This is a genomic window from Myxococcus sp. CA033, from assembly GCF_013336625.1.
GTDB classification, from domain to species: Bacteria; Myxococcota; Myxococcia; order Myxococcales; family Myxococcaceae; genus Myxococcus; species Myxococcus llanfairpwllgwyngyllgogerychwyrndrobwllllantysiliogogogochensis.
On the sequence record NZ_JABUMU010000022.1, the window covers coordinates 37036 to 61020 of the forward strand.

At 69.5% G+C, this 23985-nt stretch carries 22 protein-coding genes and 1 pseudogene; 10 read left to right on the forward strand and 13 right to left on the reverse strand.

Annotated features, from left to right (window positions below; all coding sequences use genetic code 11):
- Position 1 precedes the first annotated feature (1 nt).
- Positions 2-625 (forward strand): tRNA-(ms[2]io[6]A)-hydroxylase, encoded by a 624-nt coding sequence (locus HUA78_RS46855; protein ID WP_141647126.1) that lies wholly within the window; start codon positions 2-4, stop codon positions 623-625.
- On the opposite strand, the pseudogene HUA78_RS34940 reads toward HUA78_RS46855, so the two are convergent.
- Positions 626-2437 (reverse strand): annotated as a pseudogene (locus HUA78_RS34940) (SLC13 family permease); the annotation flags it as partial.
- Between the two features lie 260 nt (positions 2438-2697).
- On the opposite strand from HUA78_RS34940, the gene HUA78_RS34945 reads away from it, so the two are divergent.
- From HUA78_RS34945 to HUA78_RS34955, 3 genes are all read left to right on the forward strand, one after another.
- Positions 2698-4491 (forward strand): phosphoenolpyruvate carboxykinase (GTP), encoded by a 1794-nt coding sequence (locus tag HUA78_RS34945; RefSeq protein WP_141647128.1) that lies wholly within the window; start codon positions 2698-2700, stop codon positions 4489-4491.
- Positions 4492-4635: 144 nt separating this feature from the next.
- Positions 4636-5457: a tetratricopeptide repeat protein gene (locus HUA78_RS34950; protein ID WP_174466957.1), complete on the forward strand. Its 822-nt coding sequence runs from the start codon at positions 4636-4638 to the stop codon at positions 5455-5457.
- Positions 5457-6890, forward strand: coding sequence for an ABC transporter substrate-binding protein (locus HUA78_RS34955; protein ID WP_174466956.1), 1434 nt, complete (start codon positions 5457-5459; stop codon positions 6888-6890). Before HUA78_RS34950 ends, HUA78_RS34955 begins: the two co-directional genes overlap by 1 nt.
- Before the next feature lie 12 nt (positions 6891-6902).
- Here the strand turns inward: HUA78_RS34955 and HUA78_RS34960 are convergent, their stop codons facing one another.
- The 6 genes from HUA78_RS34960 to HUA78_RS34985 form a co-directional block, all read right to left on the reverse strand.
- A complete protein-coding gene (locus HUA78_RS34960; RefSeq protein WP_174466955.1) occupies positions 6903-8069 on the reverse strand; it encodes a pyridoxal phosphate-dependent aminotransferase in 1167 nt (388 codons plus the stop codon).
- Positions 8066-8344 (reverse strand): hypothetical protein, encoded by a 279-nt coding sequence (locus tag HUA78_RS34965; protein WP_141647132.1) that lies wholly within the window; start codon positions 8342-8344, stop codon positions 8066-8068. Before HUA78_RS34965 ends, HUA78_RS34960 begins: the two co-directional genes overlap by 4 nt.
- A 131-nt stretch (positions 8345-8475) precedes the next feature.
- Entirely contained in the window at positions 8476-9150 is a 675-nt protein-coding gene (bioD, locus tag HUA78_RS34970) for a dethiobiotin synthase (RefSeq protein ID WP_174478161.1), read from the reverse strand.
- Positions 9151-9314: 164 nt separating this feature from the next.
- Positions 9315-10526 (reverse strand): 8-amino-7-oxononanoate synthase, encoded by a 1212-nt coding sequence (gene bioF, locus HUA78_RS34975; RefSeq protein WP_174454694.1) that lies wholly within the window; start codon positions 10524-10526, stop codon positions 9315-9317.
- Positions 10527-10536: 10 nt separating this feature from the next.
- On the reverse strand, positions 10537-11571 hold the full coding sequence (bioB, locus tag HUA78_RS34980; protein ID WP_174454693.1) for a biotin synthase BioB: 1035 nt from the start codon (positions 11569-11571) through the stop codon (positions 10537-10539).
- A 171-nt stretch (positions 11572-11742) separates the two neighbouring features.
- Positions 11743-12009 (reverse strand): GlsB/YeaQ/YmgE family stress response membrane protein, encoded by a 267-nt coding sequence (locus tag HUA78_RS34985; protein ID WP_141647136.1) that lies wholly within the window; start codon positions 12007-12009, stop codon positions 11743-11745.
- 225 nt (positions 12010-12234) lie between these two features.
- Between HUA78_RS34985 and radA the strand changes: the two genes are divergently transcribed.
- Positions 12235-13596 (forward strand): DNA repair protein RadA, encoded by a 1362-nt coding sequence (gene radA, locus HUA78_RS34990; protein WP_174454692.1) that lies wholly within the window; start codon positions 12235-12237, stop codon positions 13594-13596.
- A 6-nt stretch (positions 13597-13602) separates the two neighbouring features.
- On the opposite strand, the gene HUA78_RS34995 is transcribed toward radA, so the two are convergent.
- A complete protein-coding gene (locus HUA78_RS34995) occupies positions 13603-14031 on the reverse strand; it encodes a helix-turn-helix domain-containing protein (protein WP_174478162.1) in 429 nt (142 codons plus the stop codon).
- Positions 14032-14137: 106 nt separating this feature from the next.
- On the opposite strand from HUA78_RS34995, the gene HUA78_RS35000 reads away from it, so the two are divergent.
- Positions 14138-14551: a DoxX family protein gene (locus HUA78_RS35000; RefSeq protein WP_174454690.1), complete on the forward strand. Its 414-nt coding sequence runs from the start codon at positions 14138-14140 to the stop codon at positions 14549-14551.
- A gap of 66 nt (positions 14552-14617) precedes the next feature.
- On the opposite strand, the gene HUA78_RS35005 is transcribed toward HUA78_RS35000, so the two are convergent.
- Both HUA78_RS35005 and HUA78_RS35010 read right to left on the reverse strand, forming a co-directional pair.
- Positions 14618-15214 (reverse strand): hypothetical protein, encoded by a 597-nt coding sequence (locus tag HUA78_RS35005; RefSeq protein ID WP_174478163.1) that lies wholly within the window; start codon positions 15212-15214, stop codon positions 14618-14620.
- A gap of 29 nt (positions 15215-15243) precedes the next feature.
- A complete protein-coding gene (locus tag HUA78_RS35010) occupies positions 15244-15936 on the reverse strand; it encodes an STAS domain-containing protein (protein ID WP_141647141.1) in 693 nt (230 codons plus the stop codon).
- A 447-nt stretch (positions 15937-16383) separates the two neighbouring features.
- Between HUA78_RS35010 and HUA78_RS35015 the strand changes: the two genes are divergently transcribed.
- Together HUA78_RS35015 and HUA78_RS35020 are read left to right on the forward strand one after the other, a co-directional pair.
- Positions 16384-17058, forward strand: coding sequence for a hemolysin III family protein (locus HUA78_RS35015; RefSeq protein ID WP_174454688.1), 675 nt, complete (start codon positions 16384-16386; stop codon positions 17056-17058).
- 146 nt (positions 17059-17204) lie between these two features.
- Complete coding sequence (locus HUA78_RS35020; RefSeq protein ID WP_371745736.1) at positions 17205-17843, forward strand: ABATE domain-containing protein; 639 nt, start codon at positions 17205-17207, stop codon at positions 17841-17843.
- Here the strand turns inward: HUA78_RS35020 and HUA78_RS35025 are convergent.
- Entirely contained in the window at positions 17840-18796 is a 957-nt protein-coding gene (locus tag HUA78_RS35025; RefSeq protein ID WP_141647144.1) for a YafY family protein, read from the reverse strand. The two genes, HUA78_RS35020 and HUA78_RS35025, sit on opposite strands and share 4 nt — an antisense overlap.
- Positions 18797-19112: 316 nt before the next feature.
- Here HUA78_RS35025 and HUA78_RS35030 point away from each other — a divergent pair, with 316 nt between their 5' ends.
- Positions 19113-19748: a LysE family translocator gene (locus HUA78_RS35030; RefSeq protein ID WP_141648468.1), complete on the forward strand. Its 636-nt coding sequence runs from the start codon at positions 19113-19115 to the stop codon at positions 19746-19748.
- Positions 19749-19758: 10 nt separating this feature from the next.
- Here the strand turns inward: HUA78_RS35030 and HUA78_RS35035 are convergent, their stop codons facing one another.
- Entirely contained in the window at positions 19759-20028 is a 270-nt protein-coding gene (locus HUA78_RS35035) for a GlsB/YeaQ/YmgE family stress response membrane protein (RefSeq protein WP_141648469.1), read from the reverse strand.
- Positions 20029-20223: 195 nt separating this feature from the next.
- Between HUA78_RS35035 and HUA78_RS35040 the strand changes: the two genes are divergently transcribed.
- Complete coding sequence (locus HUA78_RS35040) at positions 20224-21534, forward strand: chitosanase (protein ID WP_174478164.1); 1311 nt, start codon at positions 20224-20226, stop codon at positions 21532-21534.
- 29 nt (positions 21535-21563) lie between these two features.
- Here the strand turns inward: HUA78_RS35040 and HUA78_RS35045 are convergent, their stop codons facing one another.
- Complete coding sequence (locus HUA78_RS35045; RefSeq protein WP_174454686.1) at positions 21564-23981, reverse strand: YfhO family protein; 2418 nt, start codon at positions 23979-23981, stop codon at positions 21564-21566.
- Between the last annotated feature and the right edge of the window lie 4 nt (positions 23982-23985).

A 23985-nucleotide genomic window follows, 5' to 3' on the forward strand; every position in this document is an offset into this window, starting at 1 on the left:
CATGAGCCGTCCCACGCCTTCCCGCCGTCCCCTCTCTGGAGAGGGCCCCGTCATCCTCCACCGCGCCACGGACCCCCGCTGGCTGCCGCTGGCGCTCGAGCACTTCGACGCGGTGCTGGTGGACCACGCCCACTGCGAGAAGAAGGCCGCGGCCAACGCCCTCTCCATGCTCCAGGCGTACCCGGACCTGCCGGGCCTGCCGGCGCAGATGGCTCGGCTGGCGCGCGAGGAGAGCGCGCACCTGGCCCGCGTGCTGGACTTGATGGAAGCGCGGGGGCTGACGCTCACCAAGGACGCGGGAGACCCCTACGCCCAGGGCCTCCAGAAGCTGGTGCGCACGCCCGCCCTGGAGCGCAGGTTGGACAGGCTGCTCGTCGCCGCCGTCATCGAGGCGCGCTCCTGCGAGCGGCTGTCACTGCTCGCCGAAGGGCTCACGGACCCGGCGCTCGCCCGCTTCTACGGGGAGCTGGCCCAGTCCGAGGACGGGCACCAGTCGCTCTTCTTCCGTCTGGCCGTCACCGCCAACGGAGGCGACGAGGCCGCCGTGCGCGAGCGACTGGAGTGGATGCTCGGCCACGAAGCGCGCGTGCTGGACGAGGTCGGCCTTCGCGCCGCCATCCACTGACGCCTTCGCGGCCTTCCCCTCGAACGGCCACACCCACGGCACCGCCACCGTCAGCACGCAGAGCAAGAGCGCGGTGAGCGGCGTGCCCAGCCGGAAGAAGTCCGTGAAGCGGTAGTGCCCCGGCCCGTAGACGAGCACGCAGCTGGGCTCCAGCGGGGTGATGAACGAGCAACTGGCCGCCAGCGTCACGCCCATGGCGAAGGGGCGCACGTCCACGCCCAGCTGGGTGGCCGCGTTGAGGGCCACTGGCAACACCACCAGCGCCGCGGCCTGGTTGGACATGGGCGCGGACAGGAGGATGGTGAGCAGCATCAGCGCCACCAGCACCGTGCGGGGCCCGCCGAAGTCGCCCAGCTCCGCCACGTGCCGCCCCAGGTACTTCCCCGCGCCGCTCACCTCCATGGCGAGCCCCAGCGCCATCATCGACCCGATGAGCAACACCACGCGCCAGTCCACGCGGAAGGCGTTGCGCGCGTCCACGCAGCGGGTGGCAATCATCGCCAGCATGCCGGTGAGCCCCGCCACCGACAGCGGGACGATATCCAGCGAGCCCGCGGCCAGCGCGCTCAGGAAGAGCACCACCGCGAGCAGCGCCTTGCCATAGCGCGGCGGTTGGTAGTCATGGCCCCCGAGCACCACCAACTGGCCCCCTTCCGCCAGCTCCGACACCTTCTGCCGGGGCCCGCGCAGGAGCAGCACGTCCCCCACCGCCAGGGGCAGCAGCGACATGCGCCGCTCGCCGAAGATGCGACCCAGCAGTTGGAGCTTGGTGACGCGCTGGATGCTCGGGTGACGGTGCAGCGCCAGCGCCACCAGCCCGTAGCGCTCCACGAAGAGCGACTCCCTCAAGCTCCGGCCCACCAGCGCGCTGCCCGGCGGCACCGTGGCCTCCACCAGCGCGGTGTCCTTGTCGAGCTGGTCCTCATCCGCCAGCCGCAGGTCCGGACGGATTTCGATGCCCCGCAGGTCCTTCACCCGGAGGATGTCCTCGCGACTGCCCTCCACCAGCAGCCGCTCGTCGCCACGCAACAACTGCGTGGGCTCGGCCGACGCCGCGCGCCCGTCCCGGACGATGCCGATGACGCGCAGCCCCAGGCCCTCGGTGATTTCCGCCAGCGGCTTGTCGATGTAGCGCGAGCCCTCCGGCAACACCGCCTCCGTGAGGTAGTCGCGCAGCACCCATTCCTCCTCGCCGGCCTTGCCCTCGCGCGAGGGCAACAGCAGGGGCCCCAGCACCACCACGACGAGGATGCCGATGACGGCCACCGGCAGGCCCACCGGCGCCAGCTCCGCCACGCCGATGCCGCGCATCCCCATGCGCTCCAACGCCGCGGACATCACGAGGTTGGTGGACGTGCCGTAGAGGAACACCATGCCGCCCAGCATCGACGCGTACGCCAGCGGCAGCAGCACCTTGCTCTTGGGCACCTTGGCCCGGTTCGCCGCGCCAATGGCCACCGGCAGGAACGCCGCCGTCGTCACCGTGTTGGAGATGATGGAGGAGAACACCGCCACCACCGTCATCATCGCCATGACGAAGGTCTGGTGGCCGAAGCGCGCGAAGAAGGCCAGCCGCTGCCCGACGAGCTGCACCACGCCCGTGGAGGCGAGCCCCTGCGTCATCGCCAGCAGCGTGAAGATGAAGATGACGGTGTCGTTGCTGAAACCCTCGAACGCCTGCGCCGGCGTCAGCACTCCCGTCAGCGCCAACAAGCACACCACCACCAGCGAGCTGACCTCGATGGGAATGGTGTCGATGGAGAACAGCACCAGCGCGACGACGACGATGCCCAGGACGATGGCGATGGTCATAAAACCCGGAGGGGCCCCAACCTGTACCCTCCGGGTGCGGACGGTGAGTCCCTGCCGCACCGCGCCGTCAACTACTAGATGCCCGGCCGCTGATAAGTGGAATTAGTAGAGCCCCGCCTGGGGGGGCGGTTGACTGCCGGACGCCAGTTGCTTTTGGGCGCCCCTTCCAGAAGTTTTGACCTTTCTCCCGCTGGTAGGGTGCTCGCCCTTTTTCACCAGGATAGGGAGCCCCTCTCTTGAGACAACACAAGGAAACTTCCATGGCTTCAACGCAAGTGGCGGCGGCGGCCTCTGTGGCCCCCACGAAGAACCCCACGCTGCTGGCCTGGGTGGCCGAGATGGCCAAGATGACCCAGCCGGACAGCATCGTCTGGTGCGACGGCTCCGAGGCCGAGAAGAAGCGCTTCACGGAGCAGGCGGTGCAGGAGGGCATCCTCATCCCGCTGAACCAGGAGAAGCGGCCGGGCTGCTATCTGCACCGCTCCAACCCGAACGACGTGGCGCGAGTGGAGCACCTCACGTTCATCTGTACGCCCAACAAGACGGATGCGGGCCCCACCAACAACTGGATGGAGCCGGAAGAGGCGTACACGAAGCTGGAGCAGCACTTCGCCGGCAGCATGAAGGGCCGCACCATGTACGTGGTGCCCTACGCCATGGGCCCCATCGGCAGCCCCTTCACGAAGATCGGCGTGGAGCTGACCGACAGCGTCTACGTGGTGCTGAACATGCGCATCATGGCGCGCATGGGTAAGCAGGCCCTGGACATGCTGGGCGACAGCGACGACTTCAACCGCGGCCTGCACAGCACCGGCGATGTGAATCCGGACCGCCGCTACATCTGTCACTTCCCCCAGGACAACACCATCTGGAGCTTCGGCTCGGGCTATGGCGGCAACGTGCTGCTGGGCAAGAAATGCCTCGCCCTGCGCATCGGCAGCTACCTGGGCCGCGAGGAGGGGTGGCTGGCCGAGCACATGCTCATCCTCGGCGTGACGAGCCCCAAGGGTGAGACGACCTACGTGGCCGCCGCCTTCCCGTCCGCGTGTGGCAAGACGAACTTCGCGATGATGATTCCGCCCGCCGAGTACAAGGGCTGGAAGGTGGAGACGGTCGGCGACGACATCGCCTGGATGCGCCCGGGCCCGGATGGCCGCCTGTACGCCATCAACCCGGAGGCCGGCTATTTCGGCGTCGTCCCCGGCACCAACTACAAGACGAACCCCAACGCCATGGAGACCATCTCCAAGGACACCCTCTTCACGAACGTGGCCCTGACGGCCGACGGCGACGTGTGGTGGGAGGGCAAGGACGGCGAAGTCCCGGAGGAGCTCACCGACTGGCAGGGTCGCCCCTGGAAGAAGGGCAGCCCGGAGAAGGCGGCGCACCCCAACAGCCGCTTCACCGCGCCCATGTCCAACAACCCGGCGCTGAGCCCCAAGGCCAATGACCCGACGGGCGTGCCCATCTCCGCCCTCATCTTCGGCGGCCGTCGCTCCACCACGGTTCCGCTGGTCATCCAGGCCTTCAACTGGACGCACGGCGTGTTCCTGGGCGCGACGATGGGCAGCGAGACGACGGCCGCGGCCACCGGCAAGGTGGGCGTGGTGCGCCGCGACCCCATGGCCATGCTGCCCTTCTGCGGCTACCACATGGGCGACTACCTCCAGCACTGGCTGGACATGCAGAAGACCATTCCCCAGCTGCCGAAGATCTTCCAGGTGAACTGGTTCCGGCAGGACAAGAACGGCAAGTTCCTGTGGCCGGGCTTCGGCGACAACATGCGCGTGCTGGAGTGGGTGGTGAACCGCGTGCATGGCCGCGTCCCCACGAAGGAGACGCTCCTGGGCTGGGTGCCGCGCGCCGACGAGGGCCTCAACCTCAAGGGCCTGGACGTCCCCGCGGACGTCATCGCGGAGGCCACCTCCATCAAGGAGGACGAGTGGAAGACCGAGCTGAAGAGCCAGGAGGTCTTCTTCGAGCAGCTGGGCACCAAGGCCCCGGAGGCGCTGACGCTCCAGCGCAAGCTGCTGATTTCGCGGCTGGAGAACTAGTCGCCCGCCTGTAGCGTCCTGAATCACCCGTCGGGGCCGCTTCCTGACCCATTCACTGGGTGGGAGCGGCCCCGACTCGTTTCACGAAGAGTGAGGTCGCCCTCTTCGACCGAAGGCCGGCTTAGCGATAGGCTTGTGTCCATCATGAGACTGGTCTTCGTTTTGTCGGCGGCCCTTGTGCTGTCGCCCCCGGTGGCGCTCGCCCAGCGCGGCGCCAAGAATCCAGCGGCCCTCATCAAGGACGGCGAGCGGCTCTACCAGGCAGGCAAGTACGCCGAAGCGGCGGACGTGCTGAAGAAGGCCCACGAGGCCCAGCCCAACCCGCGCCTCATCTTCAACATCGCCGTGTCGTTGGAGAACGCGGGCGAGCTGAAGGAGGCTCTCTCCTGGTACCAGCAGTACGTCGGCAACACCGAGGGCACGGACCCGGCGCTGCTCAAGCGCAGCGCGCGCAGCATCGACAAGCTGCGGCTCCTGCTCGACAAGGAGAACCAGGCCCAGGCGTCCGCGGACGCCGAGCGCCAGAAGCTCCAGGAGGAGGCCGAGGCGGCCCGGCGCCGCGCGGACGAGGAGCAGCTGGCGACGAAGCGCGCGGAGGAGGAGAACGAGCGGCAGCGACAGGCCGAGTTCGCGCGCGCGATGAAGTCCTACCAGCGGCAGAAAATCGCGGCGTTCGCCATTGGCGGCGTGGCCGTGCTGGGCGTGGGCGCCGGCGTGCTCTTCGGCATGCAGGCCTCCGACGAGCGGGAGAAGTTCGACGCGGCGCGCACGGAAGACACCAAGCAGAGCTTCGCGGACAGCACCAAGAGCAAGGCGCTGCTCGCGGACATCGGCTTCGGCGTGGGCCTGGCCGGCGCCATCACCGCCATCATCCTGTATCCGAAAGACGGCCCCCCCGTGGAGGGCGAGGTCCGGCTGACGCTGGCGCCTCGCGGAACCGGCGCGGGCCTGGAGGTCAGCTTCTGATGAAGACCCTGGGACTCATGACGTGCTGCGCGGCGCTGCTGGCCGGCTGCAGCTTCACCACCGCGAGCGGCCTCACCGAGTGTGAGTCGAGCGCGGACTGCGACACCAATCAGGTCTGCTCGGCGTCCGGCTTCTGCCTGCCCCAGCCGGAGGGCTGCGGCGAGGTGGTGGGCACCACCACTGGACGGCCCATCCTCCTGGGCGCGGCGCTGCCCCTGACGAACTCGGGCGGCCCGGACGAGTCCGAGGTCCAGGCGCTCAACGCCATCAAGCTGGCGCTCGAGGAAATCAACCAGCGCGAGGGCATTGGCGGCCGGTTCTTCAACCTCCTCATCTGCGACACCCGCTCCGACCCGGCGCGGGCCAAGACGCAGGCGGAGTGGCTGGTGACGGAGAAGGGCGTGCCGGCCATCTTCACCTCCGGCAGCGCGCAGACCATCGCCGTCAGCAGCGTCGCCATCGCCAACAACGTGTTGTTGATGACGCACACCTCCACCAGCGCGGACATCGCCAACCTGAGCGACAAGACGGCGGCGTCCGGCGACGTGGGCCTCGTGTGGCGCACGGCTCCCTCGGACCTGCTCCAGGGCCGCATCATCGCCGACCTGGTGCGCAACGCCCGGCCGTTGGCCGACAGCAGCCGGCCCTTCGCCACGGTGAGCACCGTGAGCCTGGTCTACGTGGACGACGCCTACGGCCAGGGCCTGTTCGACACGATTCTCACCCGGTTGGGCACCGACCGGGTGCCGTCCTCCGCGCCGTACCAGCGCAACGGGGACGTCAGCGCCGCGGTGACCCGCCTCGTCGACGGCAAGCCCGACGTGGCGGTGATGGCGGGCTTCTCCGAGGACAACGCCAAGATCATCAGCCAGGCCGTCACGCGGGGCCGCACGGGGCAGATGTACTTCTTCACCGATGCCAGCAAGGACTCGGGCCTCTTCACGGCCCTGGGCGCGGCGCGCACCCAGATTGAAGGCGCCTACGGCACCTCTCCCGCGCAGGCCCGCCTGGGCGACACCGTGTACAACACCTTCAAGGAGCGCTTCCGCTCGGCCAACAACAACACCGACCCGGGCCAGTTCTCCTTCACCGCGCACGCGTACGACGCCATGTACCTGGTGGCGCTGGGCGCGGCCTACGCCGCGGGGGCGGACGTCAACAACCCGCAGCCCATCACCGGCGACCGCATCGCCGTGGGCCTGTCGAAGCTGACGCCGCCCTCGGGCACGCAGGCCACCACCTACCCCCTGGGCTTCAGCCGCTTCACCGACGCGCGCAACGAGGTCAGCACCGGCAAGGTCATCAACGTGCAGGGCGCCAGCGGCGCGCTGGACTTCGACGCCACCGGCGAGGCCCCGTCCGAGTACGAGCTGTTCCGCGTGGAAGGCGGGGCGTTCAAGACGGTGGAGCTCATCATCCCGCCGCAGACCTGAGCCGCACGCGCTCTACTCCGCCGCCCCCAGCACCCGCGTGAGCGGGCCCAGGGCGGCGGAGAACACCTCGGGCGGCGGCAGCAGGGACAGCACCAGGAACGCCCCCGAGTCGAAGTCGTAGAAGTAGCCGGGCTGCGCGAGCACGCCCGCGTCCAGGAGCGCGAGGCACGTCGCCTCGTCTCCCGGCTCCCTCGGAATCCGCAGCACCGCGCTCCACCCTCCGTGCGCGGGCACCACGTCCCACGGAGCACCCGGGGGACGCGCGGCGACGAGGCGACGGCGGTGGCCCCTCACCCGCTCCAGCAGCGCCTCCTGGAAGACAGGCGCGTGGGCGAGCAGCGCGGGCAGGGCCAGTTGCACCGGGGTGCCCACGGACAGGTACGTGTCCGCCACCCACTCCAGGCGCGCCAGGGCCTCGTCACGCGCGGCGGGAGGGCCGCCCACGTGCGTCCACCCCAGCTTCAGGCCGGGCAGGCCGCAGACCTTGGAGAGGCCGGAGAGGCTGAAGGTGAGCATGGGCAATTCGCGCCCCGCCACGCTGGCCACGCGGTGCGGCTCCACGTCCCAGCCGTAGTCGGAGAACACCTCGTCGCAGAGGAGGGCCAGGCCGTGGCGCGCGCAGACGTCCGCCAGCGCGGCCAGCTCCCCCTCTTGCAGGAAGTGGCCGGTGGGGTTGCCGGGATTGACGACGAGCACGGCGCGGGTGCGCGGGCCGAGCGCGGCCTCCACCGCGCCCGCGTCCAGGCCGAAGCCATGCGCCAGCGGCAGGCGGTAGGGACGCGTGCCCACTCCCTCCAGCCGGGCCAGGTGCTCGAAGAGGGGGTAGCAGGGGGCCGGGACGAGCACGTCGTCACCGGGCTCGCACAGCAGCTTGAAGAGCCAGCCGTACGACTCACTGGTGCTGGCGGACAGCACCAGGTGCCCAGGGGAGATGACGGGCCCCCGGGAGGAGAGGTGGGCGGCCACCGCCTCGCGAGCCGAGGGGAGGCCGAGCGCTTCCGGTGCGTAGTCCAGCGCACCGGGAGGGTGGAGCAGTCCGGCGTCAGGCGCCGGGAGCCCCACGCGGGTGGGGTTGGAGACGGTGAGGTCCAGCGGAGGGAGGCCGCGGTGTCGAGCGAGCGCCTCCGCCAGGGGATTGGGGGTGCGGGAGAAGTCGGTGCGGAAGGAGAAGCGGCTCACAGCCCCGTCTGGAGCATGGCGTTGGCGACGCGGCGGATGAGCTCGCGGCGCACTTCCTTCCTGCAATGTTCAATGGCCTTGTCATGAGGCCTGGGAAGCTCCGGGTCCCTGGCTCGCAGGGCGGTGCGGAGGACGAGCTCTACCTTCGTAGGCTCGATGTGGAACAGCCGGGCCCCGTCCTTCTGGAGGAAGTAGGACAACCCTCTCTGGTCGAGGAGCTTGTGGAAGAAGCGTCGGACGTCCGCGAGGAACGTGAGGTCGATGATGTCCGCCATTCGTGAAGGCGTTCTCGCGCGGAAAAAACGGCGCGTCCATTTCACGGCCGCGTCACCCGAAAACTTGCGCGACCTGTAGCACTCGCGTGGAAGGCGGAACGCGCGGGAGGCCGAATTCTCGGCCTCGGCGCTCACGGCACCAGAGGGCGCAGGGCGCGGCGGAACGCGGAGTGCCGGCGCCGGGCGTCGGCCTCGAACGGCACCGGGCCGAGCACGGGAACGCCATGCCGCGCCTCCAGCAGCGCGCGGTTGTCGCGCTCGGAAGTGTCCCGTTCCTGGGAAGAGCGCGACAGCAGCACGGCGCGCACCGGGATGCGGCGGGCCGCGAGCGCCTGGAGCGACAGCGCGGTGTGGTTGAGCGTCCCCAGCCCCGCGCGCGCCACCAGCAACACGGGCAGGCGCAGGGTCTGGATGAGGTCGATGACGTCGTGGCGGGAGTCCAGGGGGACGAAGAGGCCGCCGGCCCCCTCCACCACCGCCGGCCCGTGCTTCAGGCGCGCCCAGGCGGCCAGGGTGACGTCCCAGTCCGGCTCCCGGCCCAGGCGAGCGGCGGCCACGCCCGGCGCCACGGGGGCGCGGAAGCGGTGCGGACAGAGGACGTCCAGGGGCAGCGTGCTCCTCGCCGCTTCGCGCAGGGACAGCGCATCCGCCGGAGCCCGAAGGGAGGCGCACCCGCTCTCGTAGGGCTTGAAGCCCTCGGGGGAGAGGCCCGCGTCGACCAGCAGGGACAGCAGGGCCCGCGACGTCTGCGTCTTGCCGACGCCCGTGTCGGTACCCGTGACGAAAATCTGGAACGGCTTGGACATGACGTGCTCACCAGGTCATGGGAAGAAGGATGCGCGGGCCCATCCATCGGCGCCGCGACCTCGGGGTGTCGCGAGAACGAGCCGCCCCGAGGGCCGAGCCCTTCGCCGGGGCAACTTCCGTGAGAGGCGTGGGAGTCGAGCGTGCATCGCAGGCCCGTGAGGGCCTACTCCTCTCCACGCTGGTGCACTCCCACGCCGCGCAGGGACTCCAGCGCCAGGTCCACGTGGCCCAGCGTGTGCGCCGCCGACAGGCAGAAGCGCAACCGGCTCGTGCCTTCGGGAACCGTGGGCGGGCGGATGGCCTTCACCAGCACCCCCGCCTCGCGCAGCTTCCTCGCCGCCTCCAGCGCGCGCTCGGGCCCGCCGAGCACCACCGGGAACACCGCGCTGCGAGGCTCCGCGCGCAGGCCCATGGAACGCAGCCCGTCCGAGAAGCGCCGGATGTTGCGCCACAGCCGCTCGCGCAGCTCCGGGTCCTTCTCCACGGCCTCCACCGCCGCCTCCGCCGCGGCGCACATCGCCGCCGGCAGCGCGGTGGAATAGATGAACGGCCGCGCCCGGCTGATGAGCAGGTCCGCCACCACGCGCGACGTGGCCACGTACGCGCCCTGCCCTCCCAGCGCCTTGCTCAGCGTGCCCATGCGCAGGTCGACCTGGTCTTCCAGGCCCAGCTCCTCGCACAGCCCCGCGCCTCGCGCCCCCAGGACGCCCGTGGCGTGCGCCTCGTCCACCATCAACGCGGCCCCGTGCGCCCGGCACGCCGCGACAATCTCGCGCAGCGGCGCCACGTCCCCATCCATGGAGAACACCGTGTCGGTGACGACGAGCTTGCGCCGCGCGGGCGTCTCCTCCAGCGCCTTCGTCAGCGCCTCCACGTCCGCGTGCGGATAGACGACGACGCGGGCGCGCGACAGCCGGCAGCCATCCACCAGCGAGGCGTGGTTGAGCGCGTCGGAGAACACCGCGTCCCCCGGTCCCACCAGCGCGGGCAGGATGCCGGTGTTGGCCGCATAGCCGCTGTTGAAGAGCAGCACGGCCTCGGCCCGCTCGAAGGCCGCCAGCCGCGCCTCCAGCCGGTGATGCACGGCGGTGTCACCCACCACCAGCCGGCTGGCACCCGTGCCCAGCCCGTACCGCTCCACCGCGGCGATGGCGGCGGCCCGCACGGAGGCGGAGGCCGCCAGGCCCAGGTAGTCGTTCGACGAGAAGTTGACGAGCGTCTCGCCGCCGACCCGCACCACCGGGCCCTGCGGCGAATCCAGCGGCTCCAGGTAACGGCGCAGGCCACGAGCCTGGAGCGACGCCAGCTCCTCCCGGGCCCAACCGGACGCCGGCGCCGACGAGGCCCCGACGCCCTCCTGCTTCACGTCACTCACGAGCGCCGCCCTACCCCTCTTGCCGGGGCTCCAGGGGGCGGATGCCCGCCTTCTCCAAGAGCGCCATGTCCTGGGTGTACTGGGGGTTGCCGGTGGTGAGCAGCTTCTCGCCGAAGAACAGCGAGTTGGCGCCCGCCATCATGCACATGAGCTGCGCCTCCTCATTCATCTGCTGGCGGCCCGCGGACAGGCGCACCATGGACTGGGGCATCAGGATGCGGGCAGTGGCGATGGTGCGCACCATGTCCACCGTGTCCACGCGGGGCTGCTCGGCCAGGGGCGTGCCCTCCACGGCCACCAGCGCGTTGACGGGCACCGACTCCGGGTGGTGGTCCTGGTTGGCCAGCGTGCGCAGCAGGTTGCAGCGATCATCCACCGACTCGCCCAGGCCGATGATGCCGCCGCAGCACACGGAGATGCCCGCGTCGCGCACGCGGCCCAGCGTCCGCAGGCGATCATCGTAGAGCCGGGTGGAGATGATGTCGCCGTAGTGCTCGGGCGAGGTGTCCAGGTTGTGGTTGTACGCGGACAGGCCCGCTTCCTTCAGCCGCTTCGCCTGGTTGTCGGTGAGCATGCCCAGCGTGGCGCACGCCTCCATGCCCATGGCCCGCACGCCCTTCACCATCTCCAGCACGCTGTCGAACTGCGGGCCGTCCTTCACCTCGCGCCACGCGGCCCCCATGCAGAAGCGGGTGGCCCCGGCCGAGCGCGCCTTCTTCGCGGCGTCCAGCACCTCCGGCACCGCCATCAACTTCTCCGCCTTCACGCCCGTCTTGTAGCGGGCCGCCTGGGGGCAGTACGCGCAGTCCTCCGAGCAGCCGCCCGTCTTGATGGACAGGAGCGAACACAGCTGCACCTTGTTGTCCGTGAACACGGCGCGGTGGACCGTCTGCGCGCGGTGCACCAGGTCCAACAGGGGCATGGCGTAGATGGCGCGAACCTCGGCCAGCTCCCAGTCATGGCGCACGGCGACGCCCTCGGGCGCGGGCGCGGCATGGTGGGCATGGCCGTGAAAGGACTCGCTGGAAGCGGCGGTGTCGGACATGGGCTCCTCGAAATCGTGAGGAGCGCGAAGCTGCGCGGGCGGCGGAAACTTGTCAACGCCTCAGCGCGGACAGGTTGACAACATCCCACCCGTCCCTCTGAAAAGACGACCGGCGCCCACGGGAGACCCGGAGCGCCGGCCGTGACCCTTCCCTAGACGGGAAGGGGTGCGTCAGACATGGACGCGACGCCGACCGGCCAGTCCCACCAGGAACAGGACGGCGATGGCACCCAGCACGGAGAACAGCAGACCGGACGGGTGCAGGTCGAAGATGCGGCCGTCACTGCGGAACAGCGAGCCGATGAAGCCGCCCACGAAGGAGCCGACGATGCCCAGCAGCGTGGTGGCCACCAGCCCCATGGACTGATTCCCCGGCATCAGGGCGCGAGCAAGAAGACCAGCGAGAAGGCCAATGACCAGGAAAGCGATAATCCCCATGACGGACCTCACTATGAGTGGTGAAGGGGGCGCACGGAGCGGCGCCCACCTGGCTTGTGATTGAGCCAGCGCGTCTCCGCGCCGCCCGTGGGAATGAAGCTGGGTCGCCCCTCCCTTTCGTACAACTCGCTGGCATGGGGATTGACATCGCGCCTGCCTGCTCACCGGTCGTGCCTGCTCGACAGCCCGCCGGAACGTCAGGGTTCCGGGATACACACACAACCCATGGCGAAGGCGAAGACGCACTACACCTGCCAGGCTTGCGGGTACCAGACGGCGAAGTGGCTGGGGAAGTGCCCGGACTGCGGCGCGTGGAGCTCGTTGCTGGAAGAGGCCGGGGCGAAGCAGGACGAGAAGCGCCCGGCGTGGGGCGCCTCGGGCGGCGCGGCGAAGCCCATGCTGCTCAAGGAAGTCAGCGGCGAGACGGAGGTGCGCCGTCGCACGGGAATCGCCGAGTTCGACCGCGTGCTGGGCGGGGGCGTGGTGAGCGGCTCCGTCGTGCTGCTGGGCGGAGACCCGGGCATCGGCAAGTCCACGCTGCTGCTCGCCGCGCTGGACAGGCTGGCCCGCCATGGCCCCGTGCTCTACGTGTCCGGTGAGGAGAGCCTGCGCCAGACGAAGATGCGGGCGGAGCGGCTGCGCGTGGAGGGAGACGCCATCCACCTGTTCGCGGAGACGGACGCGGAGCGGGTGCTCGCGGCCACCGAGTCGCTCAAGCCGCAGGCGCTCGTCGTGGACTCCATCCAGACGATGTACCTGCCGGAGCTGGGCAACGCGCCGGGCAGCATCACCCAGGTGCGCGAGGTCGCCGGCCGGCTGATGGCCTACGCCAAGCGCACGGGGGTGCCCACCTTCATCGTGGGCCACGTGACGAAGGAGGGCTCCATCGCCGGCCCCCGCGTGCTGGAGCACATGGTGGACACCGTCCTCTACTTCGAGGGCGAGCGCGGCCACCCCTTCCGAATCTTGCGCGCGCACAAGAACCGCTTCGGCTCCACCAACGAGATTGGCGTCTTCGAGATGAAGGGCGCGGGCCTGGTGGAAGTCTCGGACCCCTCCGCCCTCTTCCTGTCCGAGCGCCCCGTGGGCAAGTCCGGCAGCGTCGTCACCAGCACGCTCAACGGCACCCGTCCCCTGCTGGTGGAGGTGCAGGCGCTGGTGGCGCCCACCGGCTACGGCACGGCGCGGCGCACCGCCATCGGCGTGGACGGCAACCGCGTGGCGCTGCTCGCCGCGGTGCTGGAGAAGAAGGAGGAGATTCCGCTGGTGGGCTGCGACCTCTTCGTCAACGTGGCGGGCGGCATGCAGCTCAACGAGCCCGCGTGTGATTTGGCCGTCTGCGCGGCGCTGGTGAGCAGCCTCCAGAACCGGCCCATGGACCCGCACACGCTGGTGCTGGGGGAGGTGGGCCTCGCGGGCGAGGTGCGCGCGGTGGGGCAGATGGAACCCCGGCTCGTGGAGGCCGCGAAGATGGGCTTCCAGCGCGTGGTGATGCCCGCGGGCAGCGCCCGGCGCATGGAGGGCACGAAGCTGAAGGTGGTGGGCGTGGAGACGCTGGGCGACGCGCTGCGCGCGATGTTCGACTGAAGGCCCCTACTTCTTGCCGACCACCGTGAAGGGCACAGGCTCCGGGCGCGCGTCGTAGCTGCCGCGCGACGCCTGGATTTCCGCGCGGTGCTGGACGGCCCACTGGCCCAGCACCGTGACGGGCTCGAGCAGCGTCCGGCCGAGCGGCGTCAGCGCGTACTCCACCCGGGGAGGCACCGTCGGATGGACGGTGCGGGTGACGAGCCCGTCGCGCTCCAGGCCGCGCACGGTGAGCGTCAGCATCCGCTGGGAGATGCCCTCGATGGCCCGCTTCAAGTCGCTGAAGCGCAGGGGCCCCTCTCCCAGGCTCCCCACCACCTGGACGCTCCACTTGTCGCCCACCCGGGTGAGCACATCCCGGACGGCCAGGCAGGACTCCGACGCTGGATCAGGCCTCGAGGAGGGCTCCAAAGACTTCACGGACCCTGGTGACATGGATGTGCCTCCTTGTGGAGAAATGCGCGGACCGTTACTGGTTCGCCGGTTACCTGTTGTAACCGACGCACCTTTCGGAACCCACTTCCCTTTCAGGGAGTCCCCCATGACGACCGCCGCCTCCTCCACCGCAGTGTCCACCCCCTCCAAGCCCTGGGCTCTCTGGCTGGGTCGCGCCTTCTCGGCGCTCACCGTCGCCGGGCTCGGCTTCAGCGCCGTGATGAAGGTGAGCCAGTCGCCCGACGTCATCAAGGGCTTCGAGCACTTCGGCTATCCCGCGTCGGTGATTGTCACCATCGGGGTGGTCGAGCTCCTGGTCGCGCTGCTCTACGCGGTACCCCAGACGGCGGTGCTCGGCGCCATCCTCGTCACCGGCTACCTGGGCGGCGCGACGGCGACGCACGTGCGCGTGGCGGACCCGTTCATCGCGCCCATCATCCTGGGCGTCCTCGCCTGGGCGGGCCTGTTCCTGCGGGACGCGCGCCTGAGGGCGCTGCTGCCCCTGCGCCGCACCCCCTGAAGCACGCCCCCTCCCGCGCCCCTTCCAGCTTCGAAGGGGCGCGAGGCTCGGGCAGTCACGCGCGAACTACCAGTTGACGACGAAGGTGCAGGAAGCCCCGCCCTTCTGCCGACAGCCGTGCGCCGGGTCATGCGTCACCGTGGCGTTGGGCATGAAGCGCTGGGCCATGCCCTTGACCAGCCCCTGGTCGAACCGACACGGATAGGGATTGCCACACACCACATAGCCCTCGTTCTTCCCGGCGATGGCGGTGTAGGCGTAGTGGCCAATGCCCTCCAGCATCTCCCCCGTGGCGGGGTTGAACATGTCCTTGCCGTTCTTCCGGTGGTTCATGTGGAAGGCCACGTCGATGGAGGCCAGGGCCTTGTGGATGTCGGTGATGTCCGGAGGGAACACGGCGTTCTTCGGAATCATCGACCCGACCTTCTCCAGGCCGCGCCCGCCCAGCAGGGTGTCGATCTTCTTGTACGCCAGCAGGTAGTCCTCCAGCGGGTACCAGGCACTGGGGTCGAGCGCGCGCTCCCCCCCGGCGCCGCGCGCCTGGACCTTCATCACGTCCAGCAGGGCATTCACCAGCACGGAGAAGGATTGGATGGCCTCGACGATGGAAACGACGCTCAGGCCCGTGACGGTGATGCCGGGCTCATAGGAAGCTTGTGACATGTTGAGAGGTTCCTGAAGAGGGTTCGGCCTTACCGACCGTTGGACTCGAAGGCACGGTGGGCGGTGTGGTTGCGCAGATACATGAAGCACTCCTTCAACCCATCCCGCAGGCTGCCGAGCGTCTTCACATCACGCAGGTCCACGCCAATCTGGGTCAGCGTCTGCGCGATGACGGGGCTGATGCCCGTGACGACGCAGTAGGTGCCGAGCAGGCGGGCGGCGTTGACCATCTTCACGAAGTGGTTCGCGGTGGAGGTGTCCACCACCTCCACGCCCGTGATGTCGATGATGGCGCACCGGGCCTTGCCCTGGGAGATGCGGTGCAGGAGCCGCTCGGTCATCTCCAGCGAGCGCTGCGTGTCCACCACGCCGACGATGGGGAGCGTCAGCACGTCCTCCCACAGCTCGATGATGGGCGTGGACAGGTCTCGGATGGCCAGTCGCTGCCGCTCGATGGTGGAGAGCTTCTCCTCCAGCTCACGCCGCGCGACGTCGAGCTTCCGGATGGACTGCTCGTTCTCGTGCACGGACGCGTGGAGCTGGCGCGCGAAGAGGTTGATGGTTTCCTCGAACGAGGAGAACGCATCGTCGTTCTCCAGCGGGATGAGGTGCTGGTCCGGGTTGAACTCCCCGAGCGAAATCATCGCCAGCACGTCTCGGATGCGCTCGAGGCGCTCGAGGTTGACTTCGACGACCTGGGACTGCGGTTGCGACTGATTCATGGGGCGAGGAGGCCCGGACCGTGTGTCAGGGAGAACAGCGTGAACGGCCCGATACCGGAGCTTTTCGAAAGGATATGCCCAAATCCTCACATGGCTTCAAATGGGTGGAGGCAGACCCGGATGAAACACCGAATTCACCGTCTACACCGCTCGAAGCCGGATACCCCTGCAAACATCGCGAACCCTGGGGCGGCGGACAATTCCTCATCAATCCAGACATGAACCCTGGCAATCAACCGAGCGCTCGCACCGGACGGCCCCCTGCCCGCATCAATCCCATATCAAGCGTGTCGGAAGCGACATCCGGGCGCGCTCTTGCGCTCGCGGGCACCTTCGCGTCACACGATTGAGGTGCAGTCGACGCTTGCGGCGGGTGTCCCGTCCACGGGCTGACGCGACGCCTCGCGCGCTGACGCGGCGATGACCTGCCGTGACTAGGACAGGGGCATGGCGTCCATCGACCCACCCGAGACCCGCACCCTCCTGGCGGACGTGAAGCCCCGGCTGCGAGGCGTGTCCCATGCCCTGGCCTTCCTGGCCGCGCTGTGGGGCTGCTTCGTGCTCGCCATCGCCCCCGCCCAGGGCACGCAGCAACTGGCCGATGGGGTCTTCGGCTTCTCCCTGGTCCTGATGTTCGGCACCAGCGCGGCCTATCACCTGCCCACCTGGAGCCCTGTCGCGTACCAGCGCCTGCGGCGGATGGACCACGCGGCCATCTACCTGCTCATCGCGGGGACCTTCACCCCATTGGCCACGCTCGATGCCCCGGGCGCCTGGACGGAATACCTGCTCGGGGTGATGTGGGCCTGCGCGCTCACGGGCGCGGGGCTCTCGCTGCTGGGCATCTCCGGGCCGCGCGGTGTCCGCTCGGTGCTCTACACCCTCCTGGGCGCCATGGCGGCCCCGGTGATGCTGCGGCTGCCCGGCGTGATTGGCGCCGAGCGGGCCTCGTGGCTCCTCTTCGGCGGCGGCCTCTACGCCGTGGGCGCCGTCGTCTACGCGCGCAAGTGGCCGGACCCCAGCCCCGCCGTCTTCGGCTACCACGAGGTGTTCCACATCCTGGTCATCGCCGGAGCCAGCACGCACTACGCCGTGCTCGTCGACTTCCTCTGGAACCGCTGAAAACGTCGCGCGTCCGCGACCGGGGCGCCCCACTTCGTCAGCCCGCAAGCACCCTACGTGCGACTCGTCGGCCAGACACAGCAACCCCATTGACAGGTTACGAACTTCGAGCGTGCTTCCGCGCCCGTTCCATATAACTTGTCAATGTGGTTTCGAACTTCACCGAGGTCCCCATGGCCGCCAGGCATCGCCCCACTCCCGCGCATCCCCCTGTTCCGAAGGGAGAGCTGATGGACGGGTTCAAGTTCCGCTCGGGGCGGCTGTCGTTGGACCTGCCGGCCACCCTGGCCGGGCGACTCCAGGATGTGCCGAGGGATTTGCTCCAGGAGCCTACGGACCTGGGCCGGTGGCTGGTGGCCGCGGGACTGGCCACTCAGATGCAGGAGCCCTCGGCGGAAGAGCTGACGCAGGCGCGAGAGCTGCGCGAGGCCATCTACCGGCTGGGCATGGCGCGCGCGCGGGGCGAGAGCTTCTCCGCCAGGGACCGCGCCATCCTCAATCGCTGGGCCGCGGAGCCGCCTCCGGCGCCGCAGCTGGGGCCTCGGGGCCTCTTGTGGACGGGCGCGGGCGTGAGGGGACAGCTCGCGGCGGTGGCGCGCGACGCCGCGGAGCTGTTGGGAGGTCCGTTCGCGGAGCGCATCCGCAACTGCTCGCAGGAAGGCTGTGCCCTGCTCTTCGTCGACACCTCCCGCTCCGGTCAGCGGCGCTGGTGTTCCATGGCGGGCTGTGGAAACAAGGCCAAGGTGGCGGAGTTCCGTCGGCGCCAGCGCGCGGACACCCGTTAGGTCGCCCGAGCCAGCGCCAGGAGCCTGCGGGCCTGGGCCTCCAGCGCGGCACGCATCTCCTCGGGCTGCTGGACGTGAAAGGCGAAGGGCAGCCGCGACAGCTCGCGGGCGAACCAGTCCAGGTCTTCGGTCTGTCCGAGCAGCCGCACGCCGCCTCCGTCCATCGGCTCCAGCACGCCCAGCGTGGCGAAGATGGCGCGCCGCGCGGTCGCCAGGTCCGTGTCGAGCCGCACCTCCACCGCGTGCGCTCGCGGCAGGCTGGCCACCGCGAGCGTCACATGCGCCAGCGCATCGAAGCCGTCGGGCCGCTCGAAGCTCATGTCGAGCGACTGCACGGCGCGCACGCGGTCCAACCGGAACGTGCGCAGCCCCTGGCGCAGGTGGCAGACGCCCACCGCGTACCAGCGTCCGCCGCGCCAGACGAGGCCATAGGTGTCGAACTCGCGTTCGGTGTCCTCGTCCCGCGCCGCGCGGTAGGACAGGCGCACCCGCTGCCGCTGCTGCGCCGCGGCGCTGAGCGCGACGAGCGCGGTGTTGTCCAGCGTCGCCCGCGAGCCGGAGATGTCGAGCGTCACCGACTCGTCCACCGCCCGCACGCGCCGCTTGAGCGGCGCGGGCATCACCCGCTCCAGCTTCGCCTGGGCGCTGGCCACCGCGGGCGCCGCCTCCGACAGCCCCATGCCCCGCGCGGCCAGCAGGCCCACGGACAGCGCCAGGACTTCGTCATCGGTGAACATCATGGGTGGCAGCTTGAAGCCCGCCACCAGCATGTACGCCCCGTCGCGTCCGCGCTCGGCGGTGATGGGGATGCCCAGCTCCTCCAGCTTCAGGATGTAGCGACGCACCGTGCGCCGGTCCACCTCCAGTCGCCGCGCCAGCTCCGAGCCGCTCATCCGCCCATGCGTCTGCAACAGCTCGAGCACGGTGAGCACACGCGTGGTGGGACGGGACATGGGGCGCGAACCTAATGCCCAGGGCGCCCGAAGTCCGACGAAGCCCGCTCGTATTCACCCCAGGTGAAGAAAAACCAGAAGGGTCCCGGGTCGGCGTCCCACACCCGTCGTGAAGGAATTTCGCTCCCACCCGTCACGGGCCAGGCGTCACCCCGATTCGCGGCACCGCTGGTCCGAGCAGGGACGGACTTCGGCTTCACGCTGGAGCCCTGTCCGAATCAGGACCGATTCCGCCCTACATGCCCCGTACGGTGCCATTCATGGCCTCGCCCCAGTCCGGGCGCGCTGGCGCTGACGGAAAGGCTCGCGGAATCCGATGACGCAGACCTCGCACCTGTGGCTGTTCTTCGTGTTGGTGTTTGGCATCGTCATCCTCCCGGGGCTGGACATGGCGTTCGTCCTGGCCAGTTCCCTGGTGGGAGGCCGTCGCGCGGGGCTGTCCGCGGTGGGCGGCATCATCGCCGGGGCCGCGTGCCACGTCCTGGTCGGCGCGACGGGCGTCGCAGTGCTGCTCACCGTCATGCCCGCCGCGTTCAATGCCCTCTTGTGGGTGGGCGCGCTGTACGTGGCCTGGATGGGCCTGTCGCTCGTGCGCAGCCCGGCCGCGTTCTCCGCGTCGTCACAGTCGGGGCAGCGCTCGGCGGCGGCGACGTTCCGTCAGGGAGCCCTCACCAACCTGCTCAACCCGAAGGCGTACGTCTTCATGCTCGCCGTCTTCCCGCAGTTCCTGCGGCCGGAATATGGGCCCATCTGGCTCCAGGCCCTGGCGCTCGGCGCCATCATCGCGCTCACGCAAGCCGCGGTGTATGGCGCCGTCGCGCTCGCCGCGGACCGCGCACGCGGCTGGCTGGAGTCACGTCCCTCCGCCAGCGCGCGCGTCGGTCAAGCCGTGGGTGGCCTCATGATGCTCGCCGCCGTCGTCACCGCCATCGAAGGCTGGCGCAGCACCTGACACCGCCCACTCATGTTCTGCGGACGGTGCTCGAACGAATGGCTCTCAAGATGAGCAGCAGGACGACGGCTCCGATGAATGCCACGAAGATGGTCCCCGCGATTCCACCGAAGGGCTGCCCCGCCCCCAGGGCGCGGAAGATGAAACCACCCAGGAACGCGCCCACCACACCCACCACGATGTCTCCGATGATGCCATAGCCGCCTCCCACGACGGCCGACGCCAACCACCCGGCGATGAGGCCGATGACCGCCCACACTAGAATCGTCTCCAAAGACATCACGTCCCTCCTCGCGCTGAAGTGACCTGAAGACACGATAAGCACGCCGGTTCGCGCTCGGCTGGAAGCCAGGTCGTTCGCAAGACAAGCAAGAAGGCGTCCGACCGGATTTAACTGACTTTCTGTTCTTCCAGAGGTAGCTGAAGCTTCAGCCGCTCCAGGTGTCGGAGCCGGCCGAAGCCAAGGAGAGCGCGCATGGGACAGCGTCGGAATGATTCATTGTGGATGAAGTGGGGAATGCTGGTGTGGGTGGGAGCGGCGGTCGCCGGCTGCGCACCGGAGGCGGGTGAGGACGGGGCGGAGGTGGGACAGGCGGAGCAGGAGCTCGCGGCCTGCTCGTATGTGATTACGACGAACACCTACGTGGGCGCGGACTGGTGGGGCACCCTGGTGTTCCAGAACACGGGCACCAGCGCGATGACGAGTCCGACGATTGCGTTCGGCGTCCCCAGCGGCGTGACGTGTGACCACGACGAGCCGGGCTGGACGCACACGCAGAGCGGCTCCACGTGTACGTACTCGCGGACGTCGGGGCTCACCGTGGGCGTGAATGCGTCGTACACATTCTACTATTCGACGAACACGAACACGTCGTTCACCGCGACGAACGTCGTCATCAGCGACCCGAGCTGTGGGGGCACCGTGCCGCCGGTGACGGGGCTGACGGCGAACCAGAAGAAGGTGGCGGAGGCGCTCACCAGCATCTGGGAGAACGACACGCCCACCATCGACTATGCGTACTCGGAGAACATCCAGGACGGGCGTGGCTACACGAATGGACGCGCGGGCTTCTGCACGGGCACGGGCGACGCCATCCAGGTCATCCAGTGCTACAACGCCCGGCGCAGCGCGGCCAACGGCAACATCATGGCCAAGTACATGCCGGGGCTGACGACCATCAACAACCGCTTCCTGTCCACGGGTCAATCCCAGCCATCCACGTCGGAGCTGGACGTCATCGGCAATTGGACGGCGGATTGGGCCACCAGCTACAACAACACGACGACTCGCGCGGACTTCAAGGCGTGCCAGGACCAGGTCAGCGACCAGTTCTATTACACGCCAGCGATGAACGAGGCGAACAAGTGGGGCGCCACCCAGGCCCTGTCGAAGATGGCGCTGTATGACGCGTACATCAACCACGGCGAGTCCGGCGTGAAGAGCCTGACGCGCGCGACGAACATCGCGCTGGGCAACACCGGGCAGGTGGCGCCCTCGGTGGGCTACAACGGCATCACCGAGTCGGCGTGGCTCCAGAAGTTCATCGAGAAGCGCCGCGACGTGCTGGCCGCCGACTCCACGTGGGTGGACGCCATCGACCGAATCGCCGCGTACGAGAAGCTGCGTCGCAGGGGCAACTGGGACCTCTCCGCCGCCGTCCGCAACGACGTGCGCGCTCGCGACTGCTGGACCACGACGTATCCGTTCAGCGGCTACACCGTGCGCAACATCAACGCGGACGGCACCTGGAGCACGCCAGCCACGTACACGTTCTCATGTAACTAGCGGCACCCTGACGCCCTGGTGTGAGTGCGTCAGGGCGTCGTCGCCGCGCGCGGGGGCTCGGAGGATGCGGGCCCTTCGCGACGCAGCCGCCTGCGCAGTGGCGCGGCCACCCAGGTGAGCAGACAGAGCAGCAGGCCCAGTCCGCTCACCGCCAGGGAGGCCGCTTCACCGGGAGGGGCATACCGCCACACCACGCGGTGTGCTCCCGCGGGGACAGCCACGGCGCGCAGCGCGTGGTTCGCGGGAAGGACCTCCGTCGGGACCTCATCCACGGTGGCGCTCCAGCCCGTGAAGTACGCGTCCGACAGCACCAGGACGGAGGGACGCGTGGCATCGACCTCCACCTCCACTTCGTCCACTCCGTACCGTGTGAGCGTGGCCTTCCCGGAGTCACCTCCCGGAGGCGCCGTGGGCAAGGGCTCGCGACACTCGACGACGGCCTGCTGGCCGGGGACGAAGTCGGGCGAGGCAATGACGGCCAGGCTCTCCTCCGGGCCCGACACACACCGAGGCGGGGCGAGGTAGACGCGCGGCAGGGGTCGGGGATGCGCGAGCAGGGAGACCTTGAAGGGCTCGCTCGTGGACAGCACGTTGTTCCGCAGCCGGCGCTCCTCCACCTGGGTCTCATCCGCGACGAAGTAGCCCACGCCCGCGAGCGGCCCATACCGGTTCCACCACTGACGCTGATCCTTCAGGAGGTCCGCCACGCGAGCGGACAACGCGGGCAGGTACCAGTTCGCGCTCTCCACGCCCCACGCCGACGCGCTGTCCGCCGCGAGCACCATCCGCGTGCCCGCCACCTGCGCCTCATCCGGAGTCAGCCCTTCCACCGTCTCCGGCAGGGCGATGCCCGACGCGGTGTAGACACGCGCGCGGCCTGGCAGGGACGGGCCCTCGCGACGCTGGAGCTCCTCCACGAACGGCGGCGCCGTGGTGAGCAGCCGCTGGTCACACGAGACATAGATGGGCTCGCTGACGCGATACAGGTCCGCCGCGAGCAGCAACACCCAGCCCAGGCCCACCTGCCTCGGGTGTGCCGCGAAGAGGGCGAACAGGCCCATCCCCACACAGGTCACCGCCACACAGGCGGCGTCCACCGTGAGCCGCTCCCCGACCTGACGCGACAGCTCCGCCCAGGACGCGTCCGGCCCCGAATAGAAGCCTCGCAGCGCCTGCGCCAGCCACAGCCCCGCGCCCGTCAGCGCCAGCAGCAGCATCCCGGCGCCCAGGCCCACCAGTCCCCAGCCCGCGCGACGACGTCCGCCCCTGGCGCGGTCCAACAGGTCCTGGGCCCCCCACGCCGCGAGCACCGCCAGCCAGAAGGACAGATGCACCGTGAGCTTCTCCGGATAGCGGAAGGCCCGCCACGGAGGAACCAGGTCATAGACAAAGCCATACAGGGGCGTGTGTCTGCCGAACATCAGCAACAACCCCAGCACCGAGAAGCCCACCGCCACCTGCACCCAGCGCTCCCGGCGACGCGCCACCACGCACACGCCCGCCAGGAACAACACCGGCAGCCCGACATAGAGCGAGCGCGCCCAGAAGTCCGTCGTCTGCATGCCCAGCAGTCCCTGGGCGACGGGGCCGCGAAGGGGCGGCTCCAGCGCGAAGACATTGCCCACCGCCAGGTCGAGCAACCGCAGCGGATGCACCGACCAGAGCTGCGCGGACTCGGCGGTGCGGCGCTCCGCGAAGGTCTCCCCCAGCACGGACGCGGAGGCCCAGAGCTGCGCGGTGGCCACCAGCGCCGCGAGCAGCAGTCCCGTCCCCGTGACGAGCAGCACCCGACGACGCGTCACACCAACACCGAGCGGACACAGCACCACGACGAGGAGCACCGTGGCGCCGCACACCGTGAAGCCCTGCGGGTCTCCCGCGAAGAGGACCGTCGGAAGGACACATCCCAGCGCGCCCGCCATCGACCAGGAGCCGCGTGCCAGCACCGAGTCCGCGATGAGCAGGAGCCAGGGCAAGGCGGTGGCGGCCTGGAGGTACAGCAGGTTGTTGGTGAGGCTGACCAGGTACCCACTCAGGGCGAAGGCCAGGGCGCCCAGCGCGGCGGCGAAGGGGAAAGCATCACGGGCCCGCAGGAAGAGGTACGTCCCGGTGGCGGCCAGTGGGTAGCACAGCAGCGCCATCGCGGTCAGCGCGCCGGGCCCGTCGAACAGCAGCGCCAGCACGTTGGCTGGATGGAAGACCCCCGTGACGGTGGCGCCCGCAAAGGGCTGTCCCAGCGCGTTGAAGGGATACCAACCGGGCCAGACGCCCTGGCTCACCGCGTGCGCCCAGTACGCCTTGGCCGGGGCGAACACCCGCAGCATGTCCCGCTCGCAGAGCGCGCCTCCCGTCGAGAGGAGTCGGTGGAAGAACAGCAGCGTGGCGACGACCGACGCACCCAGGACGACCAGGGGCTCACGGAGACGGGGCGAAGAAAGAGAGCGCATGCGG

What these genes read in the sequence shown, in the direction of transcription:
- bioD (WP_174478161.1), bottom strand. Translation starts at nt 9,150, where the DNA reads ATGTCCAAGCCGTTCCAGATTTTCGTCACGGGTACCGACACGGGCGTC.
- HUA78_RS35030 (WP_141648468.1), top strand. Translation starts at nt 19,113, where the DNA reads ATGACGCAGACCTCGCACCTGTGGCTGTTCTTCGTGTTGGTGTTTGGC.
- HUA78_RS34965 (WP_141647132.1), bottom strand. Translation starts at nt 8,344, where the DNA reads ATGGCGGACATCATCGACCTCACGTTCCTCGCGGACGTCCGACGCTTC.
- bioB (WP_174454693.1), bottom strand. Translation starts at nt 11,571, where the DNA reads ATGTCCGACACCGCCGCTTCCAGCGAGTCCTTTCACGGCCATGCCCAC.
- radA (WP_174454692.1), top strand. Translation starts at nt 12,235, where the DNA reads ATGGCGAAGGCGAAGACGCACTACACCTGCCAGGCTTGCGGGTACCAG.
- HUA78_RS35005 (WP_174478163.1), bottom strand. Translation starts at nt 15,214, where the DNA reads ATGTCACAAGCTTCCTATGAGCCCGGCATCACCGTCACGGGCCTGAGC.
- HUA78_RS34985 (WP_141647136.1), bottom strand. Translation starts at nt 12,009, where the DNA reads ATGGGGATTATCGCTTTCCTGGTCATTGGCCTTCTCGCTGGTCTTCTT.
- HUA78_RS34955 (WP_174466956.1), top strand. Translation starts at nt 5,457, where the DNA reads ATGAAGACCCTGGGACTCATGACGTGCTGCGCGGCGCTGCTGGCCGGC.
- HUA78_RS35010 (WP_141647141.1), bottom strand. Translation starts at nt 15,936, where the DNA reads ATGAATCAGTCGCAACCGCAGTCCCAGGTCGTCGAAGTCAACCTCGAG.
- HUA78_RS34945 (WP_141647128.1), top strand. Translation starts at nt 2,698, where the DNA reads ATGGCTTCAACGCAAGTGGCGGCGGCGGCCTCTGTGGCCCCCACGAAG.
- HUA78_RS35025 (WP_141647144.1), bottom strand. Translation starts at nt 18,796, where the DNA reads ATGTCCCGTCCCACCACGCGTGTGCTCACCGTGCTCGAGCTGTTGCAG.
- HUA78_RS35000 (WP_174454690.1), top strand. Translation starts at nt 14,138, where the DNA reads ATGACGACCGCCGCCTCCTCCACCGCAGTGTCCACCCCCTCCAAGCCC.
- HUA78_RS35015 (WP_174454688.1), top strand. Translation starts at nt 16,384, where the DNA reads ATGGCGTCCATCGACCCACCCGAGACCCGCACCCTCCTGGCGGACGTG.
- HUA78_RS34995 (WP_174478162.1), bottom strand. Translation starts at nt 14,031, where the DNA reads ATGTCACCAGGGTCCGTGAAGTCTTTGGAGCCCTCCTCGAGGCCTGAT.
- HUA78_RS34950 (WP_174466957.1), top strand. Translation starts at nt 4,636, where the DNA reads ATGAGACTGGTCTTCGTTTTGTCGGCGGCCCTTGTGCTGTCGCCCCCG.
- HUA78_RS46855 (WP_141647126.1), top strand. Translation starts at nt 2, where the DNA reads ATGAGCCGTCCCACGCCTTCCCGCCGTCCCCTCTCTGGAGAGGGCCCC.
- HUA78_RS35035 (WP_141648469.1), bottom strand. Translation starts at nt 20,028, where the DNA reads ATGTCTTTGGAGACGATTCTAGTGTGGGCGGTCATCGGCCTCATCGCC.
- HUA78_RS35040 (WP_174478164.1), top strand. Translation starts at nt 20,224, where the DNA reads ATGGGACAGCGTCGGAATGATTCATTGTGGATGAAGTGGGGAATGCTG.
- HUA78_RS35045 (WP_174454686.1), bottom strand. Translation starts at nt 23,981, where the DNA reads ATGCGCTCTCTTTCTTCGCCCCGTCTCCGTGAGCCCCTGGTCGTCCTG.